The organism is Saprospiraceae bacterium (assembly GCA_016716185.1).
GTDB lineage: Bacteria > Bacteroidota > Bacteroidia > Chitinophagales > Saprospiraceae > Vicinibacter.
Window position 1 is genome coordinate 2008855 of the sequence record JADJWV010000002.1, and the last position, 13980, is coordinate 2022834.

The window sequence follows — 13980 nt, forward strand, 5'->3', positions numbered from 1 at the left end:
ATTTATTAGGTTAATTATCAGCTATTTATCTCCAAAATTCACTAAAGAGACAAAAGCCAGTCTTAAACTTTACTCCAATATGACCATTCTTTTGGTTGCTGTGTGGCTATCAGCATCCAATTGATAATACAAGACTCCGCTGGCATTGATATCGTTCCTATCAATGTTTATTGAATTCAAACCTTTCACACCTTTAATTTCGTACACCCTCAATACTTTACCAGCAACATCATAGATGCTTAAAGTAGCCAATCCATCCTGAGGTAAAGTAAACTTGATCACAGTCTCCTTGGTAAAAGGATTGGGAGAATTCTGATTCAATTCAAATACAGCGGTCTCTTCAATACCCCTCTCAGTTCTGACTCCGAGCTGAACATCTTTGATATTCAGGGAGGCATCATAAGCTTCAGCATGGGTTATTGCGGAATTAATGGCTACCAGTCCTGAAATTTTTGCTTCAGTTGCTGCCCTGAATACAACAGTAAACAAGATGTCATCGCTGTCAGCTGAATACGACGTTTTATGATTCCAGCTGGTAGTTAGTAATCCTTCATTTGTCCTGTTGCTTCCAAAATGGCTTGCATCAACGGCAAGAACTCCAGCTTCAACACCTTCAAATACAAGGGCTTTCTGATCGTATTTGAGAGTAAACTGATATCCACTGATGTTTTGGAAATTTGATGATCTGAATTCCAATCTGTACAATTCTCCTGGTACAGTCTGATGATCTTCTATCACCAAATTCAATACACCATTCGAACGCGTACTGCTTCCGGCTAAATTCTTACCCCTGGCGCTGTTGTTTACATCTCCCATCTTAACCGCAAGGAAATTTTCAATAAACTCCGTTGCAGTAGGCAAAGGCACTACAGCCTGTCTAGGTGCATCCCAGGGCGCAATTGGATTCGGAAATACATAGGTGGTCGGAACAAATGTCCAGCTTTCGCATTTTGTAAACGCATTGGTCACACCAAGAATCAATTTCCGTATATCGGAAATATCTGAGGCGGTTACAGATTTGCTGAGGTTTACATCAGCGGCAATAAGCTTATAGGGACTATTCAAATCTTCTATTCCCAGGATATGGCGCTGTATTTTAACAATATCTGCTGTGGTGACTCCATTGGCATGATCGTCATTGCGGCTTGGCTTCACAACATACTCTTTTGAAAATCCGTAATCCAGATCGCCAAACAAATAACGCCCGTTTGTCGAAGTCGTCATTTGTTTTTTCATGATCGTAGATTCAAATAACTGGACCTCGGCATCCTGCGTTTCTTCAGAATTTAATGTTCTGATTTCACCACTGATTTTTCCAAATGAACCAACATCAGGACAAACGTTGTGAGGATCCTGGATCACAACGGTGGTTTTGCAACAATCCTTATTGCCTTCTTCGTCTTCAACACATATAGTAACGGGTATGATCAATTCATCGTTAATCCTGTTTGCAACAAAATCATCGCAGCATATGGTAAGACTGTCGCTATCAAAATCATCGAAATAAATTTTCAAATCCTCTGCATTGGTGCAATTATCAAAGCTTCCAGCGTCCAGATCTTTTGCCCAGATGGTAATACAGCCATTTACTGGCATTACGGTAGTAATCACACCAACATGGCAATATGGAGTGGGTGCTTTGCAGTCTTTCACTTCAAACAACTGACAAGATATACCCACGTTTCCACAACCATCTTCTACATGCCAGCAGATGTTGTGGATACCTATTGGATAAGTACCACTTGCACTAAATGGATCATTTTCATTATCTGCATACGGGTTATCGTGGAATAATGGCGTACGACCGGCCGCGAATTCTTTACGAGTCAGCGGACCAACTACGGCATCTTTTCCAGAGTAGGCTCCTTTCCCATCGTTAAAGAAATCAATTTTGTACTCATAGAATAACCAGTCCAGTGGGCTACAGTTGTCAGTTGCATCCACACTGATATCGATATGTCCGTAACAAACTCCATTCGTTTTTACTGCAGGTTCGCAATCGCCAATCGTAATATTCACAGTTGGCTTATCAGTGTCTGATATTTTAATAATCTGTAAATATTCCCATCTTCCATTAACCGGATCCAGACTTGGATCGTACTGACACCAATCAATCACCACCCATTTTCTGAGAACTTTAAAACATGCCTGTGGTTCAATGGTAAATACTTCGTCATAGTATTCAATACTGATCAGTGCACAAAGATCATCTGAATTATTCTCAATACTTGGCCTTCCTAACAACGGATTGTCCGGACTGATATCTGCTCCACAACCAGCTATAGTTGTCGCTTGTCCTGTACAATTTCCTGGCCAGGTAATGTCATCATCCGAATCGCAATTGTCTTCCCGGTTGATGTAGAAAGGATCGCAATCAACCACCCAAATAGTTTGGGTAGCGGTTACGCTGATTCCATTAGGACCCCTCGCTACCACAGTTCTGGTTAACTGTCCTTGTCCGCATTCGCGGTTATCATTAACAGAAATACTGTAGTTGGTTCCGCAACCACCTAAAACGGTTCCGTCGAATCCCCAGGTAAGTTCATATTTGCGATCAGCATGAGCGGTATCAAATAACACCCTGTAATAATCGCACGCTCTGTTCCAGGCTGGTGGGTTCGAAGGTGGTGCTCCGGGTACAAAACCGGGATATCCGGTAATGTCGTTGCGAACACAATAATTATAGCAAACCAAATCTTTTGTTACTACTTTTTTACGGGCACTCAGATCGTTGACCACCCTTCCAAAAGTTGCATCATTGGGGTCATCGAGATTCTCTACGTCAAACCAGAACCAACAGCTCACCACAATATTCGGTGGCGCTACAACGGTCGGAACCGTTTTATCCTGAACTTCAATTTCAATCATGCAATCGCTGAAACGATTGAACAGATTACCACCTGGATTCATTCTGTTAGGAGCAATAGGGCCTGCACCGGGTTCGCGATCAAACACGCGTAATACAACCATTATGCTATTGCCAACATCCGTACAACAGAATTTTACATGATCGTCGAAGTAAATCTGATTTCCATCGAGAATCGCATTGTCATCGCCATTCACTCCTGCACAGTTGGTTCCATTATCTGCCTGATTTGCATTGCTTCCATTATTGGTACTGCGAAGATGCTCCATCCGGATGACCTTAAAGAAGACATGTGGAGAACAGTTATCGAAACTTCCCTGATCCAAATCTTCAGCAAAAACTTTGGCAAAATTTTCTCCTGGACTTTGGTTGCCTGCGATACTAACAACTGTTCGTTGATCACAAACTGCAACAGGCGGAACGTTATCGACAACGTTGACTGCAATGCGTTTTTTCGTAATATTTCCACAACAATCTTCAGCAACAATATAGGCATTCCAAACACCTACTTCCATATCCAGGACAATATAACCGGCCACGTCATTACCCAATACTACTCCAGTCTCTGTTTCAACACTATAATGAAGTTCATTGCTGCAATTATCCAATAACCAGGGTGCAGGAACTTCCCAGCGGCCTGTACAAGTCCACACATCCATATTGACTATAACTGTGTCGGGATATAAAACATCGGGACCTTCTTTGTCGGCAACTTTAATAATCTGGTTCACACCACCTACTTCACTGGTACACCAATCCAAAACCGTCCACTGGCGTATAATTTTGAAACAGCCGATTGGCCCCGCATCACATCCGGGCGTAGCCAGATCTATCCTGATATCCTGGAAGGTAATGCCCATATTGGAACACTCACCGCCGGAAGGATATCCTGTGCCAGCCCATTGGATGACTTCATCCGGGCCCCAGCAAAGTGGATTGTTAGGTCTCCAGCTTGGGTGTGCGGGCCAGTAAACCGGGAATGGACTTGGATGCCCGATATAAAGACCGGTATCAATACAATTCCACCCCAAAGTTCTTGGTAACCGTTCACCCGCCAGGTCGCCATTTGGACTTGGCAGGAATCCGCCTGTAGCAAACCAATATGCAGAATCCAACAAATAACCATCGACGCAATAAGGGGATGAAAGATAATGTGCAGTATAATCTTTAGTCGTATTGATTTTGCCATCGCAGCTCAATACCGGTTCTTCGAGATCATCAAAGTTTAAAGGAACATCTAAAGAACCTAAGGTAGCCAATGCAACTGTAATGGTTTGTACACATGTGCTCTTGTTACCATAAGCATCTTCAGCAGTCCATGTCCGGGATATCACTTCCTCATTTCCTGAAGCGCAACTACCCTGAGTGACATTGTCTTTGTACGACAATGCAAACCCACCGCAATTTTCATCGACGATAGGCGTACCCATATATGCGGGTGAAGTCAAAGAAGTTCCGCACACAATACAGGTATCCCTGGCACACATCAAGCGAGGTGCAATTTTATCTTCAACGGTTGCGTGACCCCAACATGAATTTCCAGTAACCGGATCTCTTACGGTGATTTTTAATTCGCGGCCAATGTCCTGGATTCCAACCTGAATTCCAGGATTTGGACTCCGATCGATGATCAGATTAGTAATCCAATCTCTTACTTCTATTTCAAAGTCGTCAAAGCACTTATATGGACCGCCTGCTAGAACTTCATCAGCAGAAATCGTTGCGAGACAATTCTCATCAAGACTAATTTGAATTTCATCATGACAAGCAAGTTGTGTAACCGGGTTTGCAAACGCATTTACACACACATCAAACTGACAGGTTGCAACATTACCTGCAGCATCTGTAGCTTCATAACACAATGTTGTACATCCGATCGGGAAGTAACAACCCGGGCCATAAGGAATTCCGCAAGTTTGGCGAACGCGGATCATATTGTCTGCAGTTGCATAAATTACATTTCCTGTATAACCGATAGGACGGCATATCCCCAAGGTTCCAAATCCGGCAGCCATATTATCAATAGCTCCTCCGGTAATTAAACCTGTGCTAAGCTGAAGTTTACCATCTCCAAATGGTCTTCCAGCATTGCAACCTCCAAAAGTTGAAAGTTTTACATCGTAAAGCGTACCTATCCCTCCTACAAGGGTAATACCTCTGGTTTCTCCCGGGTCGAGAATTAAAGAAGATGTTCTGCTCGATCCTGTATTGATCACAAAAGTACCATCGCAGTTATATACTGTATCTGTCTGTGGTGTGGTTGATCCCCCTAAATACATGGTATCCAAAGAAGGAGCATTTTGTGGTGTTGTGCGAATTCCATCAGCAGCAACTGATCTTCTTACTAAAGTCCAAAGGCTTTTAGGCGATACACCGTTGCATCCCTGGAAATTAGGATTATTGTTATAACCCGTTAAACCAGTTGTCCAAGCGTCATTGGCAGCTGTTTTTGCATAACACTCAAAAATACCGTTTGGAGTGGGTGCACCAGAACAACCGGCGATAAAGTTTGCTACCATTCCAATAATGGCCACTTTTTGTGCTGTATTGTTGGTAACGTTAAATATTAAACCACCAGGTCTTCCGAAGGCATAACCACAGAAACCACCCGTTGCCTGACATCCTATAGAGTTAGCTTCATTTACAAAATTACTGCTTGGACAATCGTCCATGGCCATAAATGGAGGCGCATCCCATGAAGCCTCGCATTCGCCGGGACCTAAGTTGATCACCACCCCTTTAGTAGGACAGCCGATAATAACAGGAGGTATATTGTCGCCAACAGTCAATTCCTGCTTGGCTTCAATTTCTTCACATGTATATTTATTGATACTCTTCCAATTAATGGTGTGCGTACCATATGTATTGAAATTCACCATACCACCGCATTCACCGGTAATATCATTAATAGCGCGAATATTAGACTGGGGTATTGTCAATTCCACATTCACCCAGTTTTCACCGCAAAACGGATGTTGAAAACGATTTGTAACTAAGGAATTCGGCAAAGTCTTCCATCTCAGACCTCCTTGAACCTGAGTATTGAAATCACAAAAAGACATGGTACACTGGGCCACAACAGTTTCACAGTCTGCCCCTCCAGCCCTGCAAATAATATTACCGTATTCATCAACAAGAACGATGTCCTCAAAAGGCCTTGAACTGAGGTCTCCAACAGCGGTCAACTTGATAATGACATCAGCACATCCAGCCTCCGGGGCATCATTAAAAAGCACAGGCATAGAATCCAAATGCCATTCGCCCGATCCGGGAGGAAACTCGACAAATTTGAAATCAAACCGTTGGCTAATGACTACAGGTGCAGCTTTGGGATCCGGCCAGCAACCACAATCAGGCGCTATTAATTCAGGGCAATCTAGGTTAATAGCTGCCAGACAAGCTCCAACTCCTGCCCCCTGAGGAGGAAAAGGTGCAAAAGAACAAGAAGTTCCTTGAGAAAATGCCAGATTCAAATGAACAAGGCAACCTAAGAATAAAACTAGTGTACGTTTCATGAAATGGGTTATTCGGTCTTAAAAATTCGTCTTTTTGAATTTTCGTGCAGTTACAAAAACCCGAATTTCCAAAACATTTTGGGCAGACTCAGAAAAGTCACTTGTACCGACAGTCAGACATTTTAGTGCAAGTCAAATAAGATATACTCAATACAATATACTGTATATCAATCTATTGCACTCAAATCAGATCTAAACTTCCGGAGGTTTGCTTCGTCCACCTTTAGGTTAAGAATCTTGAGTTCGTGTTATTACACGTCTATTCAATGAGCAAAAATACTCTTAATGTTCTAATTTCCAAACTTTAAAGCAAAAATTAATCGTTGGTTCATAATTATTTTATATATATGAATCTTAACTCATTTGATAAATGAGGGGGAGTCAAGATTTATGGCAGGATCAGGCAACTCATTAGCCTCAAATGTCGTACTTTTATTAAATCGTTCAAATTTTCTCTGATGACATCACAATACATTCCCGGTATGAACAAATTAATTAAAAGCCTGCTGAGCATTCTCTTTTTGGTAAATTGTCTTACAACCCAGGCATCCAGTGCCTGTGAAATCTATGATTTACAGGTCATTAAATCAGACTGTAATGCCTCTAAAAAATTCTTTGTCAAAATAAATTTTAAGTACCAGGATGTAAGCGAATGCTTTACTGTGTCCGGTAACGGGATCAACTATGGTAGCTTTAAATATACCAATCTACCCATCATTATAGATGGTTTGGAAGGCAATTGCCTTACAGAGTACGAATTTGTAATTAAGGACTGCTTAAACAACACCTGTCAAAGAGCTTTTGCTCTTGGCAAAGTATGCTGCGAAAACGAGTGCGCGATTTACGATCCTGTAATCGAAAAGACCGATTGCGATTCGGATCGCAAATTCTTTGTATTCCTTAATTTTAAGTATAAAAACACATCGAGCTGTTTTAATGTATTTGTAAACAATGATCTTACCGGAACTTATAAATATACGCAGTTGCCCTTAAAACTGGGCCCTTTTGAAGGAGATTGTCAAACTGCCAGACTGTTTCAAATTGTAGATTGCGATAAAGAGTTGTGCAATTTAAAGATTGAACTACCCAAAGTTTGCTGCGAAGCAACTTGCAAAATTTCCAATATTAAAATAGAGCGGTCGGCTTGCGACAGTAACCAGAAATTTTTTGCATTCTTATCTTTTCAAAGCCAAAATACTTCTGATAGTTTCACCATAAAGGTAAATGGTGCCAGTATGGGAAAATTCAAGTATGGCAATGCGTCTTATAAATTTGGGCCGCTTCAAGCGGACTGCAGAACCAAATATGGCATCCTCATCCAGGACCACAAAGATCTCCATTGCGCAGAAGATACCCTTTGGGGCCCTGTTTGTTGCGATACTATGAATATGCCTTGCAAATTGTACGATCTGGTTGTCGAAAAATCGCAATGCGACAGCAATAAACAGTTTTACGTACACATCAATTTCAAATACCAGTCTGTCTCCAATTGTTTCAGAGTGAAAGGCAACGGTCATTCCTATGGTGAATTCCGTTACGGACAACTCCCGATCAAACTTGGTCCTTTCAACGGTGATTGCACAACCTCTTATGAATTCAACATCGAAGATTGCGAAAAGCCGGATTGCAGGATTGTCAAGGAGTTAGGAAAAGTCTGCTGCGACTCGGGTACTGAGCCTTGTAAATTGTACGAAATGCGCTATGAAATTGAAAAATGTAAAGACCCTCATTTTTTTAGCCTGTTTCTTAATTTTAACCACAAGAATACCTCCGACTGTTTCAAAGTAAAACTTAATGGCAACCAACTTGGAATATTTAATTACAATCAGCTACCTGTACATTTTGATTCTTTATTGGCCGACTGTAAAACAGAATATAAAATTGTAGTTCAGGATTGCCACGATGCCAGCTGCGCCCTCGAAAAAAATATCGGAGTCGTGTGTTGCGATACCATGAATACCAAATGCGTCATACGCGAAGTACTTGCTGAACGCACTGAATGCAATGCCGATAATCAATTTTATGTCTTCCTGAAGGTCCGTGGCGAAAATACTTCCGAGTGTTTCAAAGTTGTGGGTAACGGCCACGATTACGGTGAATTCAAATATGCCAATCAACCAATCAAACTTGGTCCGTTTAAAGGAGATTGCACAACAGCATATGAATTCATCATTACGGACTGTATTTATAAAGAATGTAAATTTGAAAAAGTAATAGGAAAAGTTTGTTGCGATCAAAACTGCGAGATCAATAATCTGGTTGTAGAAAGGACCCCATGCAATTCCGACAATCAATTTTATGCTGTTTTGAATTTTAATTATTCGGGCACATCAGATTGCTTTAAAGTGGCAGGAAATGGGAAAAATTACGGTCTGTTTAAATATTCTCAATTACCCGTCAGAATAGGCCCTTTGCCAGCTGATTGCAACACGCCTTATGAATTTGTAGTCTTTGACTGCCATGCTAACGAGTGTAAGGCAGATGTAAATCTTGGTATCGTTTGTTGCGATTCGATCGACCGTGAATTGTATAATTATGAAATGGTCAGAACAGATTGCCTGCCGGATTCCACTTTTAAGCTGAAAATTAAATTCAATTACAGGCATGTATCAGATTCGTTCCATCTTCTGATAAACGGCATCCACGATGGCACTTTCGCATACAACGCTTTACCTGTAACTTCGGGAACGCTTAAAGCAGATTGCCGTACGATTTACACCATTAAAATAATAGATCAAAAAGATACCAGTATTAGTCTGACCAGATATCTTGAACGTCCATGCTGCAAACCCAATCTGGAACCTTGTAAGATTTTTGAAGTCAAAGCATCTCCACTCCATTGCACAGGTCCGGGACAATACTCACTTCATCTGGATTTTAAATATACAGGCGTTATCAACAGATATTTTGAAGTCTATTCCGGAACCGGTCTGGTTGGCTTTTATTCTTTTACAGATCTGCCGATAACCATACAGGATTTCAAAAAATCCGGCAGGACATTCGACTATGTAAAAATTTGCGAAAATGACAATCCCAATTGCTGTTCGGTCATTGAATTCAGATCCATTGAATGCCTGGGTTCCGGTCCCTCTAAATTTGATGTCAAAAATGTAATCATCAACAATCGCAGCACTTCGGTTCTGCTCTTTTCGCAAACAGAATTTCCAAAAGATCTCGAATTTGAATTTTTCAATCTGGAAGGAAAAAGCCTGGAAATTAAGGTAATACCCAGAGGCTTGTTTGAATTGGAGGTACCATTGGATGAATTAGCCACAGATCTTTATTTTATTCGAATCAAAAGTCAGGAGAAAATTCAGGTGTATAAATTCTTCCATCTGAAATAAGGTCTTTAGGCTTTTAGATGTTTTGACTTTGGGCGTTAGGCGATGAGGTGTATCTACCTGTGGTTTTATGACCAATAGGTATGTTCGCAGTTATTGTGCAAAGTCTACCAACAAGTTGTAATGGTTTCGCCAGAATTTGTGACCTTTGCGCGCATGTTTAAATTAGCAAACAGAGTTCTGGAAATGACGGAGTCGGCTACCCTTAGAATGGCTCAACTTGCACGTAAACTGGCCTCTGAAGGACACGATGTGATCAATTTAAGTCTTGGTGAACCCGATTTCGATACACCGGACTTTATTAAACAGGCTGCTATTGAAAGCCTTAAAGCTGGATTTACAAAATATACGCCGGTGGCTGGAACACTAGAATTGAGAAAAGCCATCAGCCAAAAATTTTTAAGAGACAATAATCTGGAATATGGTTCGGATGAAGTTATGGTATCCAACGGAGCCAAACAGTGTTTTGCAAATCTATGTTTTGCCTGCCTGGAACCCGGAGATGAAGCTGTAATTCTTTCTCCTTATTGGGTGAGTTATTATGAGATCATCAAACTAACGGGTGCAACTCCGGTTTGCGTGGAGAGCGATGTTCAAACCGATTACAAACCAGATCTCCCGGCAATCAGGAAAGCCCTCAGCCCAAAAACGAAATTATTTGTTTTCTCCTCTCCGTGCAATCCCACCGGAACCGTTTTTACTGAAAATGAACTAAGAGCATTTGCAGAGATCCTCCAGGATTTTCCTGACGTCCTGGTCGTTTCAGACGAGATCTATGAATATATTCAATTTGGAACCAGGCATTTCAGCATTGGGTCCTTGCCTTCCCTAAATAATCGCACAGCCACCATCAATGGCTTTTCAAAAGGTTATTCTATGACGGGTTGGAGATTGGGGTATATGGGAGGTCCAAAAGCTATCATCGAGGCCTGCGTTAAAATTCAAGGGCAATTCACTTCCGGTGCGGCAAGTTTCAGCCAACAGGCTGCTATCAAAGCTCTGCAATCTGATATGAGTTCTTCAAAACAAATGTGTCAGGCCTATGAAAAAAGACGCAACCTCCTTTTAAATGAATTAAAAAGCATCCCGGAATTTAAAGTAAATAAACCCCAGGGAGCTTTTTACGTGTTGCCCGAAGTGAAAATTCTGTTTGGAAAATCTTATCAAAATCAAACAATTAGGGATTCGGAAGATCTCGCATTGTTCCTACTCACAGAAGCAAAAGTTGCCATAGTGAGCGGTATTGCATTTGGAGCTCCTGATTGCATCAGGATTTCTTATTCTTTATCGGAAGAAAAAATTACGGAAGCTGTTACAAGAATGCGCAGAGCGCTTGATTTGCTTGTATGATTAATCAATAAAACGGAATTTGTAACCATCCATATCGACAATTTTTACAAATCTATTCTCAAAATAATCGGTCTTGTTTAATAATGGGTCTTTCGAAACTGCTTCGAGCTGGTACTTGGATTGAAAATAGTGTGGTTCTTCCGAATCTAAATTGCTGGTTTTCGAAGCATTGAACTTATTGATCCTGAAAAGCAGAAATTGCATCAGGTCATAACCCTCATAAACATCATTTCGGGGAAGTTCCCGGTATTTTTCGTAATACTTCAACTTGAAACTCCTCAATTCAGGATGCTCTAAATCCAGCATATTGCTGAGACAGAGTCGGACATTCAGACTGTTGATGTAATCGACAATCTCAGGTTTAAAATCGAGCCATCGGTAAGTGCCATAGATCACTACTTCCCTACCGTTTTTTTCGGCAGCTACCCTTCTTAAAAAATGATAAATGTAATTTTCATCCTTGGATAAGGTCATTGGCAATACAAAAACAACCGGTTGTTCTTCAGAAAAGTACTCTTCGAGAACCATCCCGGATTCATTCAATAGTTGTTCTTCAGAAAAAATTGCCTCTTTAAAATTTTCACCCGATTCTCTTAAAAAATGTTTGGTCCTGGCATCGTCCTTTGTTTTAGAGATAATATATACCTGATTTTCTGAAAAATGTTTCTGAATATGCTGCCCGATGGCTTTGAAATGTGTATTCAGTCCTGCTTTGATTTGCAAATAATAGGGATTGTCTGATGTGATTGAAGAACTGCTGATCCAAGGGCTTATTGCAAGGGTACGATTGACTTTCGCCCATTCGGAAACCAATTTTAGTGATTCCACATCGTATGGCCCGATGATGCAATCGGGCTTCTGTATTAAATTCTTCGCAAGCAGTTGATCTACTTTATTCTTATCCTGTTCATCGATGATTTCTAAATTCAGTGGAAGTCCGCCTCTTTTCTCATATGCTTCGAGTGCCATTTTCATACCGGCATAAAATTGGATAAATCGCAAAGACTCTTCTGAAGTGGTTGTATCGTTAGATGAGGCGGTAAAAGGAGCTAAAAATAAAATGTTTAATTTTTTTAAGCCACTCATGTGAAGAGGACTTTCAGGAATATCCGTTATAGATTCTGAAGGTTGTTCTTTGTTTTTTTCTCCAATGACCGGCTCATTTTGGCTTTCTTTCGCGACCTCCGGTTTAACCTCTTTCCAAACGATAGTATCCACTTTGACTACTGGCGCTTCCTTCCGAATTTCTTTCTCTGGTTTGGGTTCCGGAAATTGCTTATCTGCAGAAATAACTTTTCTCGAAGAGCCACAGGCCCAATTGATGAGAAACAAAATGCACAGCCAAAGAATTACTGGCCTATTCCCATTCGATTGTTGCCGGTGGTTTTGAACTGATATCATAAACAACTCTATTTATACCTTTGACCTGATTGATGATTTCATTAGAAATTTTTGCTAATACAGCATGTGGTATGTCGCTCCAATCAGCCGTCATTCCATCGGAAGAATTTACAGCTCTTAACGCAATCACTTTTTCATAAGTGCGTTCATCTCCCATAACTCCTACTGTGTGCACGGGCAGAAGAATTGCGCCAGCCTGCCATATTTTATCGTATAGTCCAGCCAATCTTAAATTGCTAATGTAAATTTCATCGGCTTTTTGAAGCAATTCTACCTGAGCTCTGTTTACTTCCCCGATGATACGGATGGCAAGGCCCGGTCCCGGAAAAGGATGCCTTCCTAAAATAACTTCGGGAAGACCTAATGCAGATCCTACCTGCCTCACTTCATCTTTAAATAATAATTTCAGAGGTTCTATGATCTTTAAGTGCAATGTGTCGGGTAAGCCTCCAACGTTGTGGTGAGATTTTATGGTCGAAGAAGGTCCCCCATAAACCGAAACACTTTCAATTCGGTCCGGATAAATCGTTCCCTGACATAACCACTTTACAGCAGGAAAATTCGAGGCGGCCATTTGGAATACATCGATAAACACTTTACCAATAACCTTCCTTTTAGCCTCGGGATCAGAAATTCCATCCAATTCGGCATAAAATTGATCTTTGGCGTCAATTCCCTTTACATCCAATCCCAAGGCTTCATACGTGTGAAGCACCTGTTCAAATTCTCCCAGCCTCAACAGTCCGTTGTCGATAAAAAAGCAATGCAGGTTCGCTCCAATAGCTTCCTTCATGATCAATGCAGCAACCGAAGAGTCAACTCCTCCCGATAAAGCCAACAACACCTGATCGTTTCCAACTTGCTTTTTAATGGATTCAATTTGCTCGCTGATAAAGGAACCTGTTGTCCAGTTCGGTTTGAGATTGCAAATTTTAAAAAGGAAATTTTGAAGCAGTTGTTTCCCAAATTTTGTATGCACCACTTCAGGATGAAATTGAACAGCATACACCGGAAAAGATCCAAGGTCCATTTTGAATGCTGCGACTGGTATGCTGTCGGTTTTTGCAATGACACTGGTATGTTCGGGCAAACGGCTGATTGAATCGCTGTGCGACATCCAAACTTGTTCCTGATCGGGAATGCCATCAAAGCAAGGGTCATCAATCAGAAACTCCAAATGGGCACGGCCATACTCCCTCTTGGAGGAGGGACTGACCTCCCCACCAAATTTTGCAGCCAGTAACTGCGCTCCATAACAAATACCAAATACCGGATACGAGTTCACCAGCTTTTGTAAATCTACATCAGGGTGATCCTGATCTCTTACAGAACAGGGAGAGCCCGATAAAATGACTGCAGATATTTGTTCGTCATAAGGAAATTCTACATGATAAGGCAAGATTTCACAATACAATTCAAGTTCCCTGATTCGTCTGGCGATTAATTGGGTAAGTTGAGACCCAAAATCCAGTATGATGATTTTCTCCATGTGCTTATCAAGAAAGAA

5 protein-coding genes are annotated in these 13980 nt (G+C 41.2%); 2 read left to right on the forward strand and 3 right to left on the reverse strand.

What is annotated here, in order from left to right:
• Positions 1 to 69: 69 nt before the first annotated feature.
• Positions 70 to 6381, reverse strand: coding sequence for a T9SS type A sorting domain-containing protein (locus tag IPM34_09760; protein MBK8955831.1), 6312 nt, complete (start codon positions 6379 to 6381; stop codon positions 70 to 72).
• Between the two features lie 458 nt (positions 6382 to 6839).
• Between IPM34_09760 and IPM34_09765 the strand changes: the two genes are divergently transcribed.
• Together IPM34_09765 and IPM34_09770 are read left to right on the forward strand one after the other, a co-directional pair.
• Positions 6840 to 9725 (forward strand): hypothetical protein, encoded by a 2886-nt coding sequence (locus IPM34_09765; protein ID MBK8955832.1) that lies wholly within the window; start codon positions 6840 to 6842, stop codon positions 9723 to 9725.
• A 153-nt stretch (positions 9726 to 9878) separates the two neighbouring features.
• Positions 9879 to 11072 (forward strand): pyridoxal phosphate-dependent aminotransferase, encoded by a 1194-nt coding sequence (locus IPM34_09770; protein ID MBK8955833.1) that lies wholly within the window; start codon positions 9879 to 9881, stop codon positions 11070 to 11072.
• Here IPM34_09770 and IPM34_09775 read toward each other — a convergent pair whose 3' ends face one another.
• Both IPM34_09775 and guaA read right to left on the reverse strand, forming a co-directional pair.
• Positions 11073 to 12473, reverse strand: coding sequence for a hypothetical protein (locus IPM34_09775; GenBank protein ID MBK8955834.1), 1401 nt, complete (start codon positions 12471 to 12473; stop codon positions 11073 to 11075). It abuts the gene before it with no gap.
• A complete protein-coding gene (gene guaA / locus IPM34_09780; protein MBK8955835.1) occupies positions 12430 to 13962 on the reverse strand; it encodes a glutamine-hydrolyzing GMP synthase in 1533 nt (510 codons plus the stop codon). The genes IPM34_09775 and guaA overlap by 44 nt, the downstream gene beginning before the upstream one ends.
• Positions 13963 to 13980: the final 18 nt, after the last annotated feature.